We start from the raw sequence: 22,171 nt of genomic DNA on the forward strand, positions 1-22,171 counted from the left end.
CCGGTCCCGTAGGGTGCGTGCATGACCGGCGCGCCCACGACCTCCCAGGTGGTGACCCAGGCCGTCCTCCTCGCCGGAGGACAGGGCTCCCGCCTGCGCCCGTACACCGACACCCGTCCGAAGCCGATGATCGAGATCCCGGGGACCGGGACACCGATCATCGGCCATCAACTCGCCTGGCTGGCCGCCGAGGGCGTCACCGACGCCGTGATCTCGTGCGGCCACCTCGCTGAGGTCCTCGAGGACTGGCTCGCCGGCGCGGCGGCCGATCTGCCGCTGCGCATCACGACCGTGGTCGAGCGCGAGCCCCTCGGGCGCGGTGGCGCCCTGAAGTTCGCCGCCGCCTCCCTCCCCCGGCCCGACGAGGCCTGGTACGCCACGAACGGCGACATCTGGACCCGGTTCTCCCTGCGCGAGATGGCCGACTTCCACGTCGAGCGCGCCGCGGCCGCCACCCTCGCGCTCGCCCGCCCCCGCATCCCGTGGGGCGCCGTGGAGACCGACGAGTTCGGCCACGTCCTGGACTTCGTCGAGTCGCCGCCCTCGCCCTTCCTCATCAACGCGGGCGTCTACGTCTTCTCCCCCGGCTTCACGGCGCTGCTGCCCGACCGCGGGGACCACGAGCGTACGACCTTCCCCCAACTCGCCCGGGAACGGCGGCTGGCGGGCTTCTCGCTGCCCCAGGGCGCCTACTGGCGGGCCATCGACACCGAGAAGGACCTCACCGAGGCCGCCAAGGAGCTCGCCTCCCGGCCCTGAGAGCGCCCCGCACAACGACGAGGCGGCCGGGAGGAGCACCGCTGCTCCTCCGGCCGCCTCGTGGGCGTTCAGGCCGTTGTGCGGCCTTATGCCACCTTTCCTGCCCCCGCGGGGTGCGCCGGGGCGCCGAGCAGCCAGCCGGAGGTCTCGCCGCTGCCGAGCAGGCCGCCCAGGGCGCCGCCGCTGTCGGAGGAACCGCCGCCGCTGCTGCCGCCACTGCTCGAACCGCCGCCGGTGGAGGTCGGCGGGTTGCTGGGCTGGGTCGGCCGCGGCTGGGTCGACGGAGTGGAGTGCGTCGGGCTGCTGCCCGTGCCGCCGCCCGCCGAGCCCGTGCCGGTCGACCCGGAGGTGGTGCGGCTGGCGGTCGGCGCCGACGACGGGGCGCTCGGCGTGGAGGGCGAACTCGACGGCGAGGGCGATGCCTTGCCGGACCGCGAGGCCGAGGGCGCCGCGGACGGCTTGGCCGAGCCCTCACCGGGCACCTCGGGCAGCGGGGACCCGTTGAGGTCGTTGGTCGGCACGTCGGTCGGGCCGGGCAGCCGGGACTGCGGCGAAGCCGACCGTACGGCGGTGCCCAGCGTGGCACCGACCACCAGCGCGACGCCGACCAGCACCGTGGCGAGCATCGCGCCGCGCCGCAGCACGCGGCGCCGCAGCTCCCACAGCGGGGCACGCGGGCCGAGCCGGCGCCAGGCCTCGGAGGCCAGCCGCCCGTCGGCCGAGTAGACCGGCGCACCCGCGATGACCAGCGGGCTCCAGGCGGCGAGGTAGACGATGTCGGGCGCGTCGTACGCGGGGACGGTCCGCCAGCTCACGGTGACCAGCAGCGCGGCCGACAGCAGGGCGCCGATCGACGCCGCGAACCGCTGCCAGAGCCCGAAGACCGTCAGCACACCGGCGATGACCTGGAGGAAGGCCACCGTCAGCCCGGCGCCGATGGGGTGCGCGAGCGCGAGGTCGCGCAGCGGCTCGGCGGCCGCCCAGGGGTGCAGCGAGTCGAGCCAGGTGACCATCGAGCCGCGCTTGCCGCCGTCGAAGTAGACGGGGTCGCAGAGCTTGCCCATGCCGGCGTAGATGGAGATGAAGCCCAGGAAGATCCGGAGCGGCAGCAGCACGATGCCGAGGTTCATCCGGCGGCCGGGGTAGTAGGCGTGCCGGATCGGCTCGCCCCGGTCGGCCCGGCGCGTGCGGCCGGGGCCCTGGTCGTAGCCCTCGTCGTAGCCCTGGTCGTCGTCCGGTCCGAACTCCGCCCCGTCGTCGATGTCGTAGTGCCCCGGGTACGCGAACTCCCCGGAGTCCTCGGAGTCGTCGCGGTCGTCGAAGGCGCCGCGCGCGGGGCGCAGGCCGCCGAGCATCTCGTCGGGCGCCGGGGGACGGCGGGGCGCGCCGACCAGGGGCTGCGGGTGCTCCTCGATCCGCGGCAGCACCTGGGTCGTGGCGCCGGCGTCGAGGCTGTCGGAGTTGCTCTGCCTCACGGCGGAGAGCAGTTGCGTGGCGGCCGCGTCGCCGGGACGGCTGCGCCCGGACCACACCAGCGGCGCGCCGCGGCGCTGCGCGGCGGCGGAGGGACGTACGGACGTGGGAATGACCGGGACGCGCGCGGTCCTCGCCATCGCACGCGCGGACGACGCGCCGAGCTGCACGCGGAAGCTCGCGTGATTGACGATGACCTGGGCCGGGTCGGACGCGATCCTGTGCATGGTGAGCACGGGCTCGTCGGGTGCCGCGGCCCGTCCCCCCGGAGGAGTGCGGGGTGTTCTGGTGTCCACACTCATCTAACCGAGTGACACCCGATAAGGACACTGTGTGACGGGCCTCTTCTGTCCGAGGCCCGTCAACCAGCGGTTTTGTCCCGCATCGGAACGGTCAGGCCCTGCGGCGCGCCGCCTCGTAGAGCACGATGCCCGCCGCGACACCCGCGTTCAGCGACTCCGCGCCACCGGGCATCGGGATGCGCACCCGCACGTCGCAGGTCTCGCCCACCAGCCGCGACAGCCCCTTGCCCTCGGACCCGGCGACGATGACGACCGGGCCGGAGAGCAGCTCCAGTTCGTGCAGCTCGACCTCCCCGTCGGCGGCGAGGCCCACGACCGTGAGCCCGGCCTTCTGGTACGCCTCCAGGGTGCGGGTCAGATTGGTCGCGCGGGCGACCGAGACCCGGGCGGCGGTGCCGGCCGAGGTCTTCCAGGCGCCTGCGGTCATACCGGCGGCCCGGCGCTCGGGGACGACGACGCCGTGCCCGCCGAAGGCGGCCACGGAACGCACGACCGCGCCGAGGTTGCGCGGGTCGGTGACCCCGTCGAGCGCCACGATCAGCGGGTCCTCGCCCGCGTCGAAGGCCGCGGCCGCCAGGTCCTCGGGGTGCGCGTACTCGTACGGCGGGATCTGCAGCACCAGGCCCTGGTGGTTCAGGCCGTTGGTGATGCGGTCCAGCTCCGGGCGCGGCGCCTCCATCAGCGGGACGCCGCGCTCGGTGGCGAGCTTGACGGCCTCGCGCACCCGCTCGTCATTGTCGATGAACTGCTGGACGTAGACCGCGGTGGCCGGGATGTCGGCGCGCAGCGCCTCGACCACCGGGTTGCGCCCCGCGACCAGTTCGGAGGTGGACTTCGCGCCGCGTCCCGAGGGACGGCGCGACTGCGCGGAGGCGGCGCGCTTCACCTTCGCGTTGGCGGCACGCTGTTTGGCGTGCCCCTTGCGCGCCTCGGCGGGCGGAGTGGGGCCCTTGCCCTCCAGGCCCCTGCGCCGCTGCCCGCCGCTGCCGACCGTCGCGCCCTTCTTGTTGGCGGTACGGCGGTTCCTGCGCTGGCTGTTGCCGGCCATGGGTCACCTGTTTCCTGCTCCACAGCCGTGTACGGCTGCTCCTGCGTGAACGTACGTATCAATGATGGCCCGGGGACCGGGCGCGGCGCCTACCGCGAGCCGAGCGACCAGCGCGGGCCGGAGGGCGTGTCCTCGATCTCCAGACCGGACTGCTGGAGCTGGTCGCGGATGGCGTCGGCGGTCGCGTAGTCCTTGCGGTCCCGCGCCCCCTGCCGCTGCTCCAGCACCAGGCGGACCAGGGAGTCCACGACCCCGTGCAGGTCCTCGCTGCGCTCGCCGCCGGACCAGTGCTCGTCGAGCGGGTCCAGACCGAGAACGCCCAGCATCGCACGGACCTCGGCGAGGCGGGCGACCGCGGTCTCCTTGTCGTCCGCGGTCAGCGCAGAGTTGCCCTGGCGGACGGTGGTGTGGACGATCGCGAGCGCCTGGGGCACGCCCAGGTCGTCGTCCATCGCCTCGGCGAAGGCCGGCGGCACCTCGGCGGCGGGCTCCACGGGGCCCGCCATCTCGACCACGCGCTGCACGAAGCCCTCGATCCGCGCGAACGCCGACTCGGCCTCGCGCAGCGACTCCTCGCTGTACTCGATCATCGAGCGGTAGTGCGGGGTGCCGAGGTAGTAGCGCAGCACGATGGGCCGCCAGCGCTTGGCCATCTCGCTGACGAGCACCGAGTTGCCGAGCGACTTGCTCATCTTCTCGCCGCTCATGGTGACCCAGGCGTTGTGCACCCAGTAGGCCGCGAAGTCGTCGCCGTACGCCTTGGACTGGGCGATCTCGTTCTCGTGGTGCGGGAAGATCAGGTCGATGCCGCCGCCGTGGATGTCGAAGGCGGGCCCGAGGTACTTGTGGGCCATCGCGGAGCACTCCAGGTGCCAGCCGGGACGGCCGCGGCCCCACGGGGTCTCCCAGGACGGCTCGCCGGGCTTGACGGCCTTCCACATCGCGAAGTCGCGCGGGTCCCGCTTGCCGGTCTCGCCCTCGCCCTCGGGCTGGCGCAGGTTGTCCAGTTCCTGGTTGGACAGCCCGAGGTAGCCGGGGAAGGAGCGCACGTCGAAGTAGACGTTGCCCTCGGCCGCGTAGGCGTGGCCGCGCTCGATGAGGCCGCGCATCATCTCGATCATCTCGGGGACGTGCCCGGTGGCGCGCGGCTCGTACGTGGGCGGCAGGCAGCCGAGCGCGTCGTAACCGGCGTTGAACGCCCGCTCGTTGTCGTAACCGATCGCCCACCAGGGGCGGTTCTCCACGGCCGACTTGGCGATGATCTTGTCGTCGATGTCCGTGACGTTGCGGACGAACGTCACGTCGTAGCCGCGGTGGGCGAACCACCGCCGCATGATGTCGAAGTTGAGCCCCGACCGGATGTGGCCGATGTGCGGGGCGGCCTGCACGGTCGCGCCGCACAGGTAGATCGAGACGCAGCCCGGCGTGAGCGGGGTGAAGTCACGGACCTGGCGCGCGTTGGTGTCGTACAGGCGAATAGTCACGCATCAAGGGTAGTGGCCCGGCGCCCCTCGGGTGGACGGCCCGGCACCGGCTTCACGGGGTTGTGACACCGGGCGTCACCCGTACGTGTGCCGCGCCGCGCTAGACCCGGTAGACCAGCGCGGTGGCGACGGCGGCCAGTCCCTCGCCGCGGCCGGTGAAGCCGAGGCCGTCGGTGGTGGCCCCCGACACCGACACCGGCGCGCCGACCGCGCGGGACAGGATCGCCTCGGCCTCGGCGCGGCGCTTGCCGACCTTGGGCCGCGGGCCGATCACCTGGACGGCGACATTGCCGATGCCGAAGCCGGCCTCGCGGACGATCCGGGCCGCCTCCGTGAGCAAGGTCACACCCGAGGCGCCCGACCACTGCGGGCGCCCGGTGCCGAAGTGCGCACCGAGGTCGCCGAGGCCGGCGGCGGAGAACAGCGCGTTGCACGCGGCGTGCGCGACGACGTCGGCGTCGGAGTGGCCCGCCAGCCCGTCGCCCTCGCCCTCCCACAGCAGTCCGGCGACCCACAGTTCGCGGCCCGCCTCGAAGGCGTGGATGTCGGTGCCGATGCCGACCTGGGGGATCAGGCCGGGAACCCGGTCAGTACTCATCGGAGGCCCTCCGCCGCGCCAGGACGGCCTCGGCGAGCACCAGGTCCAGCGGGCGCGTGACCTTGAACGCCTCTTCGTGCCCGGGGACGACCTGCACCGGGACGCCCAGCCGCTCGACCATGGAGGCGTCGTCCGTGACCTCGCCGGTGACCGTGGCGTGCGCCTTGGCCAGCGTGAGGCGGTCGAAGCCCTGCGGGGTCTGCACGGCACGCAGCAGCGCCCGCTCGGGGGTGCCGACGACGGCGCCGGTGGCGGGGTCGATCTGCTTGACCGTGTCGGCGAGCGGCAGCCCCGGCACCACGGCCGCGGCGCCCTCGCGGACGGCGGCGGCCACGGCCTCGACCATGTCGACCGGCACGAGCGGACGGGCCGCGTCGTGCACCAGCACGACCTCGACCTCGTCCGGGAGGGCGGCCAGCCCCAGCCGTACGGATTCCTGCCGGGTGTCGCCGCCGGCGACGATCCTTATGTCCGTGGCCTCGGGCAGCCCGTGGCTGTCCAGCAGCGCCCTGACCTCGGCGACGCCGTCCGGGGGCGCCACGACGACGACCAGCGACAGCGCGCGGGCCCGGGTCATGGCACGCACGGCGTGCACGAGGATGGGGACGCCGCCCAGGGTGCGCAACGCCTTGGGCGCACCGGGGCCGAGCCGGACTCCGCGTCCGGCGGCGGGAATGACTGCGGCGGTAGTCAGGTTTGTGTCCTTGGCCGAAATGGGTATCGCCTCAACGTGCCGGGCACGAAGCCCCTGTCGGACCCTTCCGTGACACCGACAGGGCCAACTGCCCGGGCCCGGCACTCAGTATGCAGGGGGAGTCGACGCACGAGCGAACGCTGAGGAACGCACAACGTGCCGCGCGGTGTCCGTATCGGGCCCGCGCACGGCACGGGGGGACCATCCCGCACCCCGTTTTACGGGTCATCCGGCCATGCGGTCGTGCCGTCCCACCGGACGGCCGGCCCTCGGGGACGGGACCTCGAAGGGCCTCCGGGTACGCCACAGCGCCCGGCGTACGGGACGCGCCGGGCACCGCGGTCGTCCACGTCAGGACGCGAGAACCTCGTCGAGCAGGGTCTCGGCCTTGTCCTCGTTGGTGTTCTCCGCGAGCGCGAGCTCACTCACCAGGATCTGACGGGCCTTGGCGAGCATGCGCTTCTCACCGGCCGACAGTCCCCGCTCCCGCTCGCGCCGCCAGAGGTCGCGCACGACTTCCGCGACCTTGATGACGTCGCCGGAGGCGAGCTTCTCCAGATTTGCCTTGTAGCGGCGGGACCAGTTGGTCGGCTCTTCGGTGTACGGTGCCCGCAGCACCTCGAAGACCCGGTCCAGCCCTTCCTGACCGACCACGTCGCGCACGCCGACGAACTCCGCATTGTCCGCGGGCACGCGTACCGTCAAGTCGCCCTGGGCGACCTTGAGCACCAAGTAGGTCTTGTCCACGCCTTTGATCTGGCGAGTTTCGATGGCCTCGATCAGCGCGGCCCCGTGATGGGGATAGACCACGGTGTCGCCAACCTTGAACGTCATGTGACAGGTACCCCTTCCGTGGCTATCCAGGGTAACACGGAAACGGCCGGTTCTGAATGGCGTTTTCGCAGGTCAGGGCATATCTCGGGGCTTGACAAGGGCGCCCGGGACGTGCTGCGGAAGGCGGGCGGAGGGCGGTATTCGCAGGTCGGAGCGGGTATCAGGGGAGGCTGAAACACGCCTGTCACACCACCCACAGGCCCCGATCATGGGACCTAACATCCTGGTTTGTCCCTCCCTTGCGGGGGGTCCGGCGCTACTCCGTTCGGCCGCCACGGAGTGCGGTGATCCATTTTTGCGCCGCGCCGGATTTCGATCGGGGGATCAACGGTAAATCGATCATGCCGGGACGGCGGGAATCGTTCGGCGTAATGCCGGAATGGATTCCGCGGGAGTGCGGCCGGGGAGGCCGGCGGGGCACTCGCGGGCCTCCCGGGGCACCCGGGAGGGTGAGGCCGCCCCGCGGAAGGGTGGCCGGGTGCGGGCGCGGGAGGCGGGCTCGGTAACCTGAGCGCGCACTTGGTAAGTCGTCAGTCCCGTACGTCCGTACACGTGTACCGCCGTACCCTGCCCTAGGAGATGCCGCCGCCGTGAGCCTCCCCCAACCTCCGGCCGGGGGCGCCCCCTGGCTTCGACGTGGCGCCCTCGCCGGCGTCCTCGCGCTGTCGCTGGTCCCGCTCACCGCCTGCGCCGCCGGCAACCACGCCGACACGCTGCAGGTCCGGCCCGACCACGCGGCCACCAGCGTGGGCGACATCAAGATCCAGAACGCCGTCGTGCTGACCCAGGCCACCGGGTCCACCGGCTCGTCCGCGATCTCCGCCAAGGTGTTCAACACCGGGACCGACGAGCAGACCCTCGAGTCCGTGACCGTCGGCGACCAGCAGGCCGAACTGTCCGGCCCGATCACGGTCCCCGGTCACGGCTCCGTCCTGATCGGCGGCGACGGCAACCCGTCCGCCACCATCGCGGGCGGCACGGAGAGCAAGAACAACGGCGACTTCCAGAAGGTCGTCTTCGACTTCAGCAAGACCGGCGAGGTCAGCCTGCAGACCCTCGCGCTGCCGGCGACGGGCTACTACGCCTCGTTCGGCCCCTCCGAGGCCGCCGCGAGCCCCACCGGGACCGCCGGCGCCACCGGGAAGCCCTCCGGCAGCCCGTCCTCCGGCGTCAGCGAGTCCCCCACGGGGACCTCGACTCCGTGACCCCCTGACAGCGCGAAGGGGCCCCGGGAGCGTGTGCTCCCGGGGCCCCTTCCGCATGCGGTGCGGACGTCCGCGCAGCGCGGCGTCCCCGCGGTTTACGGCTCGAACTTGTAGCCGAGGCCGCGCACCGTCACCAGGTAGCGCGGGGCGCCCGGGTCCGGCTCGATCTTCGCGCGCAGGCGCTTGACGTGGACGTCCAGGGTCTTGGTGTCACCGACGTAGTCGGCGCCCCAGACCCGGTCGATCAGCTGCATGCGCGTCAGCACGCGGCCCGCGTTGCGCAGCAGCATCTCCAGGAGGTCGAACTCCTTGAGCGGCAGGTCGACCTTGCCGCCGCCGACGGTGACGACGTGGCGGTCGACGTCCATGCGGACCGGGCCGGCCTCCAGCGCGGAGGGGGAGATCTCCTCCGGCTCGCCGCGGCGGCGCAGGACGGCGCGGATGCGCGCCACCAGCTCGCGGGACGAGAAGGGCTTGGTGACGTAGTCGTCGGCTCCTATCTCGAGGCCGACAACCTTGTCGATCTCACTGTCCTTGGCGGTCACCATGATCACCGGGACATTGGACTTCAGCCGCAGCTGGCGGCAGACCTCGGTGCCGGGCAGACCCGGCAGCATCAGGTCGAGCAGGACCAGGTCGGCGCCGTTGCGCTCGAACTCGTCCAGCGCGTCGGGGCCGGTCGCCGAGATGGCGACCTCGAAGCCCTCCTTGCGGAGCATGTACGACAGGGCATCACTGAAGGACTCTTCGTCCTCGACGACGAGTACTCGGGTCACGGGAGGACCTCCGGAGCGGGGATGTGATCAGGGAACGTCTCGTAGAGAGCGGAGGAGGTTGCGGAGTCCTCCGACGGCACGGCGGCGGCGGAGCGGTCCCGGGACTCCCGGGATGTCGCGGCCTCCGGCAGCCGTAGGGTGAAGGTGGAGCCCTGGCCTTCAGCGCTCCACACCGTGACCTCCCCGCCGTGCGAGGCGGCCACGTGCTTGACAATGGACAGACCGAGCCCGGTGCCGCCGGTCGCGCGCGAACGCGCCGGGTCCACCCGGTAGAACCGCTCGAAGACGCGGTCCCGGTCCTTTTCTGAGAGGCCGATTCCCTGGTCGGTCACGGAGATCTCGATCAGGTCCCCGCCGGAGGCGGGGATCCGGCGGCCCGCGATGCCCACGCGGGTGCGGGCCGGGCTGTAGTTGACCGCGTTCTCGACGAGGTTGCCGAGCGCGGCCGCCAGCTGGCTGCGGTTGCCCCAGATGAACAGGTCGGGGGCGCCACCGGTGGCCATGGTGATCTGCTTGGCGTTGGCGGGGTGCCGGCAGCGGTCCACCGCCTCGGCCACGAGGTCGTCGACGGCCACGGACTCCGCGTCGTCGAGGGGGTTGTCGTCCTGCACCCGGGAGAGGTCGATGATCTCCTGGACCAGGCTGGTCAGCCGGGCGGCCTCGATCTGCATCCGGCCCGCGAAGCGCTGCACCGCCTCCGGCTCGTCGCTGGCGTCCATCACCGCTTCGGAGAGCAGCGACAGTGCGCCGACCGGCGTCTTCAGCTCATGGCTGACGTTCGCGACGAAGTCGCGGCGCACCGCCTCGATCCGCCGGGCCTCGGTGAGGTCCTCGACGAGCAGCAGCACCAGGCGCGAGCCCAGCGGTGCCACCCGCGCGGACACCGCGAGGCCTTCCCCCCGTCCGACACCGCGGCGTGGCAGGTCCAGTTCCACCTGCCGTATTTCGCCGTCCCGCCGGGTCTCACGGGCCATCTGCAGCATCTGGTCGACGGCGAGCCTGCCGCCCCGGACCAGCCCCAGCGCATACGCCGCCGAGCTGGCCTTGACCACCGTGTCGCCCTCGTCGAGGACGACGGCCGACGAGCGCAGCACGGACAGCACCGTGTCCACGCCCGGCGGAAGTACGGCTGCGGCGTCCTGCCGCAGGGATGTGCGCGTGGGGCGGGCCTGTTCCCGCTCGCTCCAGCGGAACGCGAGCACAGCGATCACACCGGTGCAAAGACCGGCGATCGCACTGGCTGCGGCAACTGCCGCGTTCACGTCCATACACCCAGGTTAGGCGGACGGAATGAGTGACCTACAGCGGTCGGAGCTTCTTCTCGAACGTGCGTTGCCAAGAGTTCACCGTGGTGTCAGGGTCGATTCATTCCCGGGGCTCGGGTGATACGCGTCCGGGGGCGAGCGTTGCTCCGTGCCGGCGTGGAGGACAATCCTCTGTGTTTGATCGGGAACGGAAGGAACGCGATGCGCGACGCATACCACGAGGAACTCGACTCGATCGGTGACGGCCTGGTCGAGATGGCACGGCTGGCCGGCTCGGCGATCGGCCGTGCGACCACGGCGTTGCTCGACGCCGACCTCAAGCTGGCGGAGAGCGTGATCGCCGCCGACGAGAAGATCGACGACCTGCAGCGCGAGCTGGAGAACCGCGCGATCACGCTGCTCGCCCGCCAGCAGCCGGTCGCCACCGACCTGCGGATCGTCGTCACGTCGCTGCGCATGAGCGCCGACCTGGAGCGCTCCGGCGACCTGGCGCGGCATGTGGCGAAACTCGCACGCCTGCGCTTCCCGGAGAGCGCGGTCCCCAGCGACCTGCACAGCACCATCCTGGAGATGGGCCAGCTGGCACAGCGCCTGATGGCCAAGGCCGCCGAGGTCATCGTCACCAAGGACGTCGACGAGGCGCTCCAGCTGGAGCAGGACGACGACCGCATGGACGAGCTGCACCGCACCCTCTTCCAGCACCTGCTGGACGACCGCTGGTCGCACGGCATAGAGACCGCGGTCGACGTGACCCTGGTCGGCCGCTACTACGAGCGCTTCGCGGACCACGCGGTCTCGGTGGCCAAGCGCGTGGTCTACCTCGTCACGGGCGAGCACCCCGACGAGCTGACCCCGCCGCCCATCCCGATGCCGGCGGACTAGCGGACCGGCAGGCCCGGGCCCGCACCGCGGTCGGGGCATGTGCCGGAAGCGCCGAAACGCTTCCGCGCGCCGTTGATGCGCCTGTGGGGGACGCCCTTCACTGGTGGGAGGCATGCACGTCGCCGTTCACCGGACCAGGAGGGTACCGATGCCCGAATCCCCCACAACGTCCACCGCCCGCGACCAGTCGTCCGCGGAGGGAACCCCGCACTCCCCCGGTGTCCGCGAGCTGCCGCTTCTCGGAGCGTGCGGCTGCGGCGCGGGCTGCGGGTGCGGCTGCCAGTCCGGAGCGCCCTGCCGCTGCGGCGGGTGCAGCTGCTGACCCCACCCGCGGGCACTCCCCGTGGCCGAGGGCCCGTCCGGTCGTCCCGGACGGGCCCTCGTCGCGTCCGCGCTCACTCCCCGGCGTACGCCCGCCGCAGCGCCGCGAGGTCCATCTTCTTCATGGACAGCATCGCCTCGGTGGCCCTGCGGGCCTTCTCCGGGTCCGGGTCGGCGATCATGCCCAGCAGCTCCTGCGGGAAGACCTGCCAGGAGACCCCGAACCGGTCCTTCAGCCACCCGCAGGGGCCCTCCTCGCCGCCCACGGTGAGGGTGTCCCAGTAGTAGTCCACCTCCGCCTGGTCGGCGCAGCGGATCTGGAACGAGATCGCCTCGTCGAAGGTGAACTGCGGGCCGCCGTTGAGCGCGACGAACTTCTGGCCGTTGGCCGTGAACTCCACCGCCAGCACCGAGCCCGCGGGACCGGGCCCCGCCTCGTTGTAGCGGCCGATCGTGCCGATCGCGGAATTCCTGAAGACCGAGACGTAGTAGTTCGCCGCCTCCTCGGCCTGCCCGTCGAACCACAGGCACGTGGTGAAACCCTCGGTGGTCATCGGTACCTCCCTGGCGCGGAGCGCGCGTGAGCACTGTCACACCTACCGACCGACCGCACCGCGCGAACTCATCGGTCGCGCGCCCGCCGCATGCGGGTCAGGGCAGCCGCAGCGTCACGAACGGGATCGTGTCCCCCGGCAGCACGTATCGCTCGACCTCCACGAAACCGTGCCGCTCCGCGAAGCGCAGCCCGGCCTCGTTCGAGGCCAGCACCACCGTCTCCACCACCCCGGCGCCCATCCCCCGCGCCGTGCCCAGACCCCGTGCGTACAGCTGTGCGCCGAAGCCGCGCCCGCGGTGCGCGGGCAGCACCCGCGCGATCACCGTGGCCGCGGCCTCGTCCCCCTCCGGGGGCCGCACCGTCGTGCACCCCACGGCGTCGTCCCCGAGGTACGCCACCTCCAGGTGGTTGCGCCCGGCCCGCTCCCGCACGTCGTCCAGGGACAGCACGGCGGTCGGGATGATCTCGTTGTGCACGCGCTGCCAGTCCCTGAGCGCGTCGTCGCCGTGCGGCTGCTCGATCCGAAGCTGAGGCATCCGGGCAGCGAACCGCCGCCCGGCCCCGGGCGTCAAGCGCTTTGCGGCCGGCTTCCGAGGATGCAGAACTCGTTGCCCTCGGCGTCCGCCATGACCACCCACGACTGCTCGCCCTGGCCGATGTCGACCCGCTTCGCGCCGTGCGCCTCCAGACGTGCCACCTCGGCGGCCTGGTCGTCCGGCCGGAAGTCCAGGTGCAGCCGGCTCTTGGCCTGCTTGGCCTCCGCGAGCCGGACGAAGTCCAGCCCCGGCGTGCGGTCCGCCTCCGGGCGGATCTCGAACTCGTCGTCGGAGGAGTGCACCACGACCCACCCGAGGGCCTCGGCCCACCACTGCCCGAGCGCCGCGGGGTCCACGGAGTGGACGATTACCTGTTCCCATTCCAAGGTCATTTGCCGAGTCTAGGCAGTCACGTCGCCGGAGCGGGCCCAAATGGGCGTGCCGCGGCGCTCGTTGGCCTCCTCCTGCAGGGAGACCACCAGCGGACGGGCGCCGGGCCGCCCGTAGGCCAGGATGCGCGCGAGGACGCCGAGCATGCGGGCCACCTCCGCGGCCGGCGCACGCAGGACGGCTTCGACGATCGGGGCATCCAGGGCGAGCGCGTCCACGGACTCGGGGTCCAGCGTGATCCGCAGGACGTCCCCGTCCAGTTCGGCCCGGCGTACGCACCCGTACGCGGTGTTCTGGTCGGGCGTGACGACGCAGTGCGAGTCGAAGCCGAGCCGCACGTCCTGTTCGTCGGGCTCGTCGAGGCGGCACATGAACGTCAGCGAGAAGTCCTCCTCCTCGTCGGACTCGGCCAACCCGGCGATCAAGGTGCCGTCCTGCTCGGGATCGTCGAGCCCGCAGACGATGTGCGCTTCGAATCTGAACGTCATACGCGTGTTCTACCAGCGCCCGCCGACACCGGACCTGGCTCCGGCGCGAGGCCCCTCCCGGCCCGGACGGTCCCGCCGGCCGGCACCGTCATGCTTCCGGTGCGTCCGTGCGCCCTTGCGGTGCGGGCGGCCCGATCTCGTTCTTGGTGAGAGCGGTGCGCGCGGACTGCATCAGTTCTTCGGAGATGGGGTTGCCCCGGGTGGCGCGGGCGAGGACGAGGGCGCCGACCATGGTGCACAGCTGCGCCATGCCGTCGTCGTCGCCGGAGGCCAGCCGGGCGGCGCGACTGCGTACTCCCTTGATGTAGACCTGCTGCGAGCGGGCGGCCTGGTCGGGTTCGCGCCCCAGGTCGGCGGCGAATCCCGAGACGGGGCAGCCGTCCCCGGCGTGGTCGCGGTGCCAGACCGACAGGTATTGCTCGATCAGCGTCCTGCGGGCGGCCTCGTGGTCCCCGGCGGGTTCCTCGAGACCGGCCGGCGAGTGTGCGGCCGGGTCCTCGAAGGCGTGGGCGATGGCCTCGTCGACCAGGTCGTCCTTGGAAGCGAACTGCTTGTAGAACGCGCCGTGGGAGAGCCCGGAGGCTTTCATCAGGTCGGCGATGCTGACCGCGGTGCCCTTCTCCCGGAACATCCGCGAGGCGGTGGCCAGGACGTACTCCCGGTTCTCCTGCGCCTGCGCCTTGGACACGCGGCCCACGGGATCACTCTCCTCGAATAACTGTCGCTTGGCATCTATTCTATCCTGTGTTTAGTGTTAGAGCGACAGCTATTTCGGGTTGAGCGGACTCCTGGCAGGTCAGGACGGCCTTGTGCCCCGTCGTACCGTCCCCGGCCGACTCCCCTCGCACAGCAGTCGCACCACCACCAAGAACAACACTGGAGACCCCTGTGGCACCACCACCCACCCCCTCCGAGCCCTCGACGCCTGCGGCGTCCACGCCCCTCGCGCCGCCCGACGGACGACGCAGGATTTCCGAAGAGGTGCATCGTCGACGCTGGGCCGTCCTGACCGTGCTCGCGTTCAGCCTTCTGGTGGTGATGCTGGACAACTCGATCCTCAACGTGGCGATGAGGACCATCGCGCAGCCCGCCCCGACCGGACTCGGCTCCACCCAGAGCCAGCTGGAGTGGGCGGTCAACTCCTACACACTGGTCTTCGCCGGACTGCTCTTCACCGCGGGCCTGCTGGGTGACCGGCTCGGCCGCAAGAAGGTGCTGCTCTTCGGCATGGCCGTGTTCGGCGCCGGATCGGTGCTGTCCGCGCTGTCGGACTCCTCCGGGCAACTCATCGCCTTCCGCGCCGTGATGGGCTTCGGAGGAGCGTTCATCCTGCCCGCCACCCTCGCGATCATCATGAACGTCTTCGAGCCCGCGGAGCAGCCCAGGGCCATCGGCATATGGACCGGAGTGGTCGGGTTCGCCATCGCCGCGGGCCCCATCGCCGGCGGCGTTCTGCTGCAGCACTTCTGGTGGGGCTCGGTCTTCCTGGTCAACGTCCCCGTCGTGGTCGCCGCACTGGTCGCCATGGTGGCGATCGTCCCCGACTCCAAGGACCCCAGGCCCGGCAGGCTCGACCCGGTCGGCGTGCTGCTCTCGGTCGTCGGTCTGGCCGTACTGGTCTACGGCATCATCAAGGGCGGCCAGTACGGCGACTTCACCCGGCCCGAGGCCTGGGCGACGATCCTCGGCGGCCTGGCCGTCCTCGCCGGCTTCGTGGTGTACGAGGCACGCAGCGACCATCCGGCCCTCGATGTCGGCTACTTCCGCAACCGGCGGTTCTCCGCCTCGGTCGCCGCCATCGGCCTGGTCTTCTTCGCCCTCATGGGCGTCACGTTCTTCAGCGTCTTCTACAACCAGAGCGTGCGCGGCTACAGCGTCCTGCAATCCGGCCTGCTCGTGCTGCCGCTGGCCGCCTCCCAGATGTTCTTCGCCCCGCGCGCCCGGCTGGTCGTGGGCCGCTTCGGCGCCCGAGCCGTGTGCGCCGCCGGTCTCGTGCTGACCGCCGTGGGCTTCGCCGGCTTCCTGCTGCTCGGCCAGGACACCCCGATCTGGGTCCTGGAGGTGGCGTTCTTCCTCATGGGCACGGGGATGGCCCATGTGATGCCGCCCGCCACCGTCATGATCATGTCTTCGCTGCCGCGGGAGAAGGCCGGCTCCGGATCCGCGGTCAACAACACGTTCCGGCAGGTCGGCGGCGCCATGGGGGTCGCCGTACTGGGGTCGCTGCTCTCCACCACCTACCGCAACGGCATCGCCGGCCACTTGGGCGTACTGCCCGCCTCCGACCGGCACGCCGCCGGCGAATCCGTCCAGGCAACCCTGGCCGTCGCGGAAAAGCTGGGACCTGCGGGCAGGGCTCTGGTGCAGCCCGCGCACGACGCCTTCCTCCATGCCATGCACATCACCGCGACAGGGTCGGCGGCCGTCGCCCTGGTCGGCGCGGTCGTCGTGCTGATCTTCCTGCCGGGCAGGACTGCCCCGGTGGCCGCCGGCAGTGACACGTCCCGGCGGCGGACCGCCTGAGCCCGTCCCCGCAGCGCCGTCGCGGAGCCCGAGCTCGCATCGCTGGACTGCTTGGTGCCACGGGGCCACCTGCCGACTCAGAGACTTTCACCACTTTCGAAGGAGATCGACCGATGGCTGCCGACAATCTCGTGCTCATCCCCGGTGCCGGCGGCGTGGGCCGCACGGTCTTCGAGTACCTGCGTGCTCGGGATGTGCCGGTACGTTTCATGGTCCGCCGCGAGGACGAGCGGGCCGCCGAGCTGCGGGCCCTGGGCGCCGAGGTCGTCATCGGCGACCTGACCCGGCCCGAGACCGTAGCGGCCGCGCTGCGGGGCGTGGCACGGATGTACTTCGGCATGCGCGTATCGCCGGACCACCTGCTGGCGGCGACCGTGGTGGCTTCCGTCGCGAAGGAGTACGGGAAACTGGACGCGCTGGTCGACCTGTCACAGATGACGGTGTCGCAGATGACACCCACCAGTACGGAGGAATCGCACCAGCAGCGACTGCACTGGCTGGCGGAGCAGGTGTTCGACTGGGCGGGTCTGCCGGTGGTCCACATCCGGCCGACGGCGTTCCTGGACACCCCCCTGTTCACCATGATGGCGGCGCGGTCGATCCAGGAGAACGGCACCATCGCGCTGCCGTTCGGCACCGGACGCACCTCGCCGGTCGCCGTGGACGACGTCGCCCGGGTGATCGCCACCGTGCTGCGCGACCCTGCTGCCCACATCGGGCAGGTCTACGAACTGACCGGGCCGCGGTCGGTCGACATGACGGAGCTGGCCGCGGAATTCTCCCGGGCGCTGGGGCGTCCGGTGTCCTATGCCGACATGCCCGTCGAACGATGGGAGGCCCGGCTTCCGCAGTTGGGGATGCCGCCGCACCTCGAGCAGCATGTCGCCACCATGGCCCGACTGCATCGGGACAACCGTTACCACCGCACCGCGGACGGCGTCGAGCGCGTCACGGGCACCCCGGCCCAGTCCATCGAGGCGTTCGTCGCGGCCCGCAAGGACTTCTACCTCGGCTGAGTTGTCCCGGCCGACGTCGGCACGGCCCATCAGGCAGCCGGGCGCCGGAACGCTGTACGTACACCTGCTGCTCGCCACCGTCTTGGACGCCACCAAATTGATGCGACACAGCACCTGCGGGCTCGTAGGCTCCGAACCGGAGAGAGACGCGGGGGGAGCGATGACGGTCGAGTCCGTGGTTCTGGTGTGCGACGAGAAGCCCCATGACGCGGTGCTCACCGATCCGGGCGCCCGCGTGCTGGATGTCGCCAAGGTTGTACGCCGGCTGAAGGGGCTGAGCCTCTGGCACAGCAAGGTTCTGGTGACGCAGGTCCCCGCCGTGATTCTCGCCCGCGTGCCCGAGGACGTCGCTGCGGCGGCCGTCGCGGCCCTCCGCGAGGTGGGCGCACAGGCGGAGACGAGAGAACGGCTGGGGCCGGTGTTCCTCAAGGACTGAGCACGCGGCCCACGGACAGTCCGGGCGCAGCAACAAGCCCCCTCCCCGCGGAGGATCCGCAGGTAGGGGGCTTGACCGGTCGGGGTTACTTCTTCTTGCCCTGGGTCTGGCGGGCCCGTCTTCCGCCCCTGGTCAGAGGGAGGGACACCCTGCCTGACCTGCGCCCGGGCGGCCGTTGTTGGTCGTTGTCCGTCGTCGTCTGTCGCCCTCGGAGGGCCCAGAGAGGGCCCGGCGGTGTCCCAAGCGGGCCCTCAGCTACGAAGAGGAGCAGCCTCCGCCCACACAGGCGCGTGAGCCACTGTCGAGCCGCTCGGGAACACCTGGTGGAAGAGGCACCTTTGGCCGATGCAACGCTGCCTGGGCCTCATGTGAAATCGACGCATTACGAGTTGTCCGTAATTGGTCTACTGGCATCCAGGGGTGTCCGCCCCAAGGGCGACGTCCCTGCTCAGCCGCTCTGTCAGACGACGGTAGACAGATGCGAACCGCTTCGGAACCAGCGTTGACTGAGACCAGAACTGAGACCCTGGGCGCGCTCAAGCCGAGTTGCGACACGTCTACCGGCCACCGCCCCTCGCCTTTCAGGTTCGCGCCAGGCTCCCAACAGACTGACAAAAGGCGCCTACAGCGCCGGTCTCGTCGGTCGCCGGCTCCGCAGTGATGTGCTGGCGTTGATGTCACGTGGTGATATCAGCCGCGGCAGCAGCGGAGCAGGCTATAAGGACTTCCTCCTGTGGCTGACGCAGTGGACGTCTGTGAGCAGGCTTGAGTGACAGTCTCGGAACGGGCGCCTCCTCAGTATGTGCGCCCCGTTGTGCGCCGGATGCGCACTTGCGGCCTTCACTGCCCTCGCCACACCGTTTGGGTGGTCGCCGTTGGGGTGGGGGTCACAAAGGGATGGGCGGTGTGTCGTGGTGGTCGTGACAGGGTGGGCACGGCAAGCCTTCGGCGATGCTGTTGAGCTTCTAGCCGAGGCGATTCCGGCCAGCCTCGAACGAGCGCACGCTAGGGCGCGCAGCGGACACGAAGGGGTTCACACTCAGACCCTGGAGGCTTATGGGCACGGGTTGTACGCCGTGCAGTACGAGGAGCTCGCGGCTGGCCTGGCCACATTTGCGGGTGCGACCCCCGTACGGATGCAGGGGCGAACGCTGATGGTCGTGAGTGATCGAGTGTTCTATCCACTCCGCTATGCGAAGAAAGACGTCCCCGTCACAGCCGCGCGTCTACGGCGAGCGACTGGCTTCCGAGCTGATCTGATTCGACGTCATGGCCCTGAGCCCATGCAACAAGCCCTTGACCTGGGCCTGGATGAGCTCGATGAGTCGGAGGTACACCCCGATCTCAATCTTTTACCCGAGGACGTGCGCCTGGTACTCGTTGCCTACGCGTGTTCAATGGAGCGGGGCGTCATGAGGATCGAGTGGGGGTCGGCAGAGCTACGCCGTGAGGATCGTTACCTCATCTGGCATCACCACGACCCTCTCCCGCTGGGCACCGGAGCCTAGGCAACCGGCAAGTAACCGCGCCGCGCATTATTTATTGGTGACTGGCAGAGCTGGCTCATCGGCAATCCTGATGGCGCCATAACACTCGGGCGGTGTGTGATCTGCCTCGGGAAGTCCCTAGAAGGGGTCTGCGTGGGGGGCGATACACCTCGTCCGGACATCGAAGGACACCAACTGAGATCCCTTTGCCAGTTCGACCCCTACAATGAACTGCTCCCATATTCCCGAAAGATGGGATTCAAGATCGGCGAGCCCGTTGACCAAGGCCGAGACGCGACCGCTCGACTGTCCCCAAATCTTTCCGACATCGGCCGACGACCAAATGACTTTCAGCTCCTCCAGGAGGTCAATGGCGTCAGTTGCCGCCGGGTCGAAGAGAGCCATGAAGCGCAGCTCAGTGGTGCGGAAGTTGGAGGGATAGGCGGTCGGCTCGCGGAGGTACTCGACTTCTTTGTCCAGCGTCGACAGGAAGGTTCCGACCGTCAGACTCGGATTCTCGTCCAGGCTGTCTAGAACGATGGTCGAACCCGCACTGCCATTCCTTCGATGCTTTCCGTTGCTCGGCCAACCGATATCGTCAAGGGCCCGGTCAACCAGGCCGCGCAGTCTCCGTCGAACGTCGACCTCTAGATAACTGGGGTCAACCCACTCAACGCGCATGGCAAGAACCGGGCGTCGAGCCGCGTCCGGTTGCGGCTCAGGTGCGGGCCTCCGCGGTGGTGGCACCGCGGATGGCTTCTTTGTCTCCGGAAACATCGGCGCCTCGGGCCGTTCTGGGGCCGTACGCCCTGACGCAGCCAGCCACAGTTGATGTATCCGCTTTACCTCGCGCGCCCGATCCGCGCCCGGCGTCGTATCTGCAAGGACCTCCACCAGAAGCTCGACCAGCCCCCAAGCAGGGACTCGCCCGCTGGAGAAGGCGTCGTGGACCCGACTCTTGCCCGCCACCCTGCCACCGACCTGAGCTACAAGATCACGCACAGACGGTAGTCCCGACCGAAAGTGCAGATCGTGGAGCGCGTCGTTCAGCTCCTTCTTCGGCCCTTCAGGCAACTCCGGTCGCTTCAACCTTGGCATCGCCCTCAACCCGTCCGAATCTGTCCGATGCCGTCCGACGATACCGTCTGGCGTCCGCACGCGTCCGGTCTATCCTGCGCCAACCCACTCTGGATGACGACACGTTGTCGACCGGAAGGACATAGCTATGTGGGTGTCCACGTTGCCGTGGGACGCCATCGGCCAGGGTGCGCTGAGCGAGACCATCGGGTCTCTCATCGCCACGGGTTTCGTGACTGGTGGTGGTTGGATGATCCGTCGAATGCGCCGCCGGCACAGGAGCAAGACGGTTACGCTCACCGCCGATCGCCTGTCGAACCCCTCCCGGCAGGGCGGCAGCCCGACCGACGCCTAAGTTCCGCACCCGTCGTCGGCTCCCGGATGTGCTCCCGGGAGCCCCAACGAGCAATGGAATAGGCGGAACCGTTTCAGGAGCGTGATCTCCACTCGCTTCAGGCGGGTCGATGGCTGCTGTGACGGCTAGGCGGGTACGTCGCTGTGCACCCCCATCTAACACCGTCAGCGTCAGCAGTGGATGTCAGAAGCCTTGTTAAGCTGGAGCGTCTGTGGGGGGCGGGGTGGCTTCCATTCCCTCGACGTCACCAATTAGTTCGCGCACGCTCACGTATCGATCGGCGACATCATGCGCCGTACATCTCCGCACGATCTGGCTCGGCGCATCATCTTGGGCCAGCAGGGCCTCTCTTCCGCTGAAAATGTAGGAAAGCACCCAACCGATCGAGTATATTTCATTGCGTACGCCGTAGTCCTTGAAGCTCTCCAAGACGGGATCCCGATAGGTTCCACGCATCTCTGTCTTTGTTCGCGTGTACTCGGAATTCTTATCCTTGGCGAGGCCGAAGTCCGACAGCTTTACAAGCACAGCCCCACCGTTGAAGGTTTTCACGAGAACGTTCTGAAGGCTGACGTCGCGATGAAGAAAACCTTCGGCGTGGATGTAATTGACACCGTACAAGAATTGAAGCGCAATCCTCTTCCGCGACGAGAACGACAAGGCGTTGTTGCGCTTCTTGATGTAGTTGCGGAGCGTAGATTCACAAAACTCCATTTGATATTCATTGCGAGTTGCGTCGTACTGAAACACCTCAACCACATACGGGAATCTCAGTCGCTTTAGGATCTCGAATTCCTGCCTGAACCGGTAAAGATCCCGTTCGCTCAAGTCATTTTTGGCGCGCTTAACGGCAAATTTAACTCCATAATCGGGGTCGACGAATGAGAATACCTTCGCGTATGAACCTTCGCCGATCAATTGCAACTGGATGCGTTGACTGGACTTCTTTAGTTTGATCTCAGCGTCTGGGCGAGAAAAAACTGGCTCATACTTGATGATCGCAATCTGATCGAAGTCGTCTGGGATGGTGCTGCCTCCGCTGCGCACCAGCCAGGATTGGCAACTCTTTATCGCGTCTACGTAGGCTCCAGCTAGGTCCACCTGCACTCCGGCACGCTCGAGGGAATCAAGGAAGTCGGTAACCTCCTTGACGAGTGCGAGCATTTCCCTGCTCTGTTCAGCCCAGTAGTGGTGGGTCGTCTCCGCCCTGTCATTGATGGATTCGAAATGACCATTCAGACGCTCATGAAGGCTGGCGAAGGCGCGGCCGAATTGAGAATCACTCACGTACAAGCGAAGAAAAGTATTTGAAACTTCTGTGGCCGCATATGAATTCGAGAGGTCGGCCAGCATTAGCTCGGTAGGGTCAACCACTTCTTTGTCCTCCCTGATGGTTGCTCGTTGCTCGCCTTCCTAGCCAGGCTAAGGTTCGCTTGGGGCCTGCGGCACGAGAATCCAGGAAAAGGGCAAGACGGGCGTCCCGTCCATGACTCGCCTCTGCTCCCATCCCGTCCGCCGTCGAATCGAGACCGTCATGACCACACCGGCCCTCCAAGCCGCGTGACCCAACCTGACCTGCCCCACCTCTCAGGTTCCAGTTTTGGTGGCTAACTGACAGCCCTTCACGGAAGGCTGGCAGTCATGCCTCGTCCCTATCCTCCGGAGT

The 22,171-nt window shown here is 69.3% G+C and carries 21 protein-coding genes; 6 read left to right on the plus strand and 15 right to left on the minus strand.

The window, feature by feature from the left end; genetic code table 11:
- The first annotated feature begins 21 nt into the window (after nucleotides 1-21).
- Nucleotides 22-759 carry an NDP-sugar synthase gene (locus tag ACIP64_RS36705; protein WP_401595836.1) on the plus strand — a complete coding sequence of 246 codons (738 nt, stop codon included), beginning with the start codon at nucleotides 22-24 and terminating at the stop codon, nucleotides 757-759.
- Between the two features lie 86 nt (nucleotides 760-845).
- Here ACIP64_RS36705 and ACIP64_RS36710 read toward each other — a convergent pair whose 3' ends face one another.
- The 6 genes from ACIP64_RS36710 to ACIP64_RS36735 all read right to left on the minus strand — a co-directional run bounded on the left by ACIP64_RS36710 (nucleotide 846) and on the right by ACIP64_RS36735 (nucleotide 7,192).
- Nucleotides 846-2,534 (minus strand): DoxX family protein, encoded by a 1,689-nt coding sequence (locus ACIP64_RS36710; protein WP_401595839.1) that lies wholly within the window; start codon nucleotides 2,532-2,534, stop codon nucleotides 846-848.
- A gap of 91 nt (nucleotides 2,535-2,625) precedes the next feature.
- Nucleotides 2,626-3,582, minus strand: a complete 957-nt coding sequence (gene rlmB / locus ACIP64_RS36715) for a 23S rRNA (guanosine(2251)-2'-O)-methyltransferase RlmB (RefSeq protein ID WP_401595842.1) — start codon at nucleotides 3,580-3,582, stop codon at nucleotides 2,626-2,628.
- Nucleotides 3,583-3,671: 89 nt separating this feature from the next.
- On the minus strand, nucleotides 3,672-5,066 hold the full coding sequence (gene cysS / locus ACIP64_RS36720; protein ID WP_401595844.1) for a cysteine--tRNA ligase: 1,395 nt from the start codon (nucleotides 5,064-5,066) through the stop codon (nucleotides 3,672-3,674).
- A 100-nt stretch (nucleotides 5,067-5,166) separates the two neighbouring features.
- Nucleotides 5,167-5,664 (minus strand): 2-C-methyl-D-erythritol 2,4-cyclodiphosphate synthase, encoded by a 498-nt coding sequence (gene ispF / locus ACIP64_RS36725; RefSeq protein ID WP_401595847.1) that lies wholly within the window; start codon nucleotides 5,662-5,664, stop codon nucleotides 5,167-5,169.
- Complete coding sequence (gene ispD, locus ACIP64_RS36730; protein ID WP_401595889.1) at nucleotides 5,654-6,379, minus strand: 2-C-methyl-D-erythritol 4-phosphate cytidylyltransferase; 726 nt, start codon at nucleotides 6,377-6,379, stop codon at nucleotides 5,654-5,656. The genes ispF and ispD overlap by 11 nt, the downstream gene beginning before the upstream one ends.
- A gap of 330 nt (nucleotides 6,380-6,709) precedes the next feature.
- Entirely contained in the window at nucleotides 6,710-7,192 is a 483-nt protein-coding gene (locus tag ACIP64_RS36735) for a CarD family transcriptional regulator (protein WP_018559600.1), read from the minus strand.
- Between the two features lie 590 nt (nucleotides 7,193-7,782).
- Here ACIP64_RS36735 and ACIP64_RS36740 point away from each other — a divergent pair.
- Nucleotides 7,783-8,397: a DUF461 domain-containing protein gene (locus ACIP64_RS36740; protein ID WP_401595850.1), complete on the plus strand. Its 615-nt coding sequence runs from the start codon at nucleotides 7,783-7,785 to the stop codon at nucleotides 8,395-8,397.
- A gap of 95 nt (nucleotides 8,398-8,492) precedes the next feature.
- Here ACIP64_RS36740 and ACIP64_RS36745 read toward each other — a convergent pair whose 3' ends face one another.
- The gene (locus ACIP64_RS36745; protein ID WP_319663536.1) at nucleotides 8,493-9,173 is read right to left on the minus strand and encodes a response regulator transcription factor; all 681 of its coding nucleotides are present in this window, start codon (nucleotides 9,171-9,173) and stop codon (nucleotides 8,493-8,495) included.
- Nucleotides 9,170-10,441, minus strand: a complete 1,272-nt coding sequence (locus ACIP64_RS36750; RefSeq protein WP_401595853.1) for a sensor histidine kinase — start codon at nucleotides 10,439-10,441, stop codon at nucleotides 9,170-9,172. Before ACIP64_RS36750 ends, ACIP64_RS36745 begins: the two co-directional genes overlap by 4 nt.
- Nucleotides 10,442-10,639: 198 nt before the next feature.
- On the opposite strand from ACIP64_RS36750, the gene phoU reads away from it, so the two are divergent.
- Nucleotides 10,640-11,320 carry a phosphate signaling complex protein PhoU gene (gene phoU / locus ACIP64_RS36755; protein WP_360910124.1) on the plus strand — a complete coding sequence of 227 codons (681 nt, stop codon included), beginning with the start codon at nucleotides 10,640-10,642 and terminating at the stop codon, nucleotides 11,318-11,320.
- A gap of 395 nt (nucleotides 11,321-11,715) precedes the next feature.
- Here phoU and ACIP64_RS36760 read toward each other — a convergent pair whose 3' ends face one another.
- From ACIP64_RS36760 to ACIP64_RS36780, 5 genes are all read right to left on the minus strand, one after another.
- Nucleotides 11,716-12,195: a VOC family protein gene (locus tag ACIP64_RS36760; protein WP_401595856.1), complete on the minus strand. Its 480-nt coding sequence runs from the start codon at nucleotides 12,193-12,195 to the stop codon at nucleotides 11,716-11,718.
- A 97-nt stretch (nucleotides 12,196-12,292) separates the two neighbouring features.
- Nucleotides 12,293-12,733 (minus strand): GNAT family N-acetyltransferase, encoded by a 441-nt coding sequence (locus ACIP64_RS36765; protein WP_401595859.1) that lies wholly within the window; start codon nucleotides 12,731-12,733, stop codon nucleotides 12,293-12,295.
- 32 nt (nucleotides 12,734-12,765) lie between these two features.
- A complete protein-coding gene (locus ACIP64_RS36770) occupies nucleotides 12,766-13,125 on the minus strand; it encodes a VOC family protein (RefSeq protein WP_401595861.1) in 360 nt (119 codons plus the stop codon).
- 9 nt (nucleotides 13,126-13,134) lie between these two features.
- On the minus strand, nucleotides 13,135-13,611 hold the full coding sequence (locus ACIP64_RS36775) for an Imm10 family immunity protein (protein WP_401595864.1): 477 nt from the start codon (nucleotides 13,609-13,611) through the stop codon (nucleotides 13,135-13,137).
- An 88-nt stretch (nucleotides 13,612-13,699) separates the two neighbouring features.
- Nucleotides 13,700-14,308 (minus strand): TetR/AcrR family transcriptional regulator, encoded by a 609-nt coding sequence (locus tag ACIP64_RS36780; RefSeq protein WP_401595867.1) that lies wholly within the window; start codon nucleotides 14,306-14,308, stop codon nucleotides 13,700-13,702.
- A gap of 284 nt (nucleotides 14,309-14,592) precedes the next feature.
- On the opposite strand from ACIP64_RS36780, the gene ACIP64_RS36785 reads away from it, so the two are divergent.
- From ACIP64_RS36785 to ACIP64_RS36795, 3 genes are all read left to right on the plus strand, one after another.
- Nucleotides 14,593-16,134: an MFS transporter gene (locus ACIP64_RS36785; protein ID WP_401595869.1), complete on the plus strand. Its 1,542-nt coding sequence runs from the start codon at nucleotides 14,593-14,595 to the stop codon at nucleotides 16,132-16,134.
- Nucleotides 16,135-16,247: 113 nt separating this feature from the next.
- Nucleotides 16,248-17,150 carry an NmrA family NAD(P)-binding protein gene (locus ACIP64_RS36790; protein WP_401595871.1) on the plus strand — a complete coding sequence of 301 codons (903 nt, stop codon included), beginning with the start codon at nucleotides 16,248-16,250 and terminating at the stop codon, nucleotides 17,148-17,150.
- 160 nt (nucleotides 17,151-17,310) lie between these two features.
- Nucleotides 17,311-17,586 carry a ribosomal protein L7/L12 gene (locus tag ACIP64_RS36795; protein ID WP_401595873.1) on the plus strand — a complete coding sequence of 92 codons (276 nt, stop codon included), beginning with the start codon at nucleotides 17,311-17,313 and terminating at the stop codon, nucleotides 17,584-17,586.
- Between the two features lie 1,625 nt (nucleotides 17,587-19,211).
- Here the strand turns inward: ACIP64_RS36795 and ACIP64_RS36800 are convergent.
- A complete protein-coding gene (locus ACIP64_RS36800; RefSeq protein ID WP_401595876.1) occupies nucleotides 19,212-20,231 on the minus strand; it encodes a hypothetical protein in 1,020 nt (339 codons plus the stop codon).
- Nucleotides 20,232-20,700: 469 nt separating this feature from the next.
- Nucleotides 20,701-21,879, minus strand: coding sequence for a protein kinase family protein (locus ACIP64_RS36805; protein ID WP_401595879.1), 1,179 nt, complete (start codon nucleotides 21,877-21,879; stop codon nucleotides 20,701-20,703).
- Nucleotides 21,880-22,171 lie beyond the last annotated feature (292 nt).

Origin of the sequence: Streptomyces sp. NPDC088733 (genome assembly GCF_044751185.1) — a bacterium.
GTDB lineage: Bacteria > Actinomycetota > Actinomycetes > Streptomycetales > Streptomycetaceae > Actinacidiphila.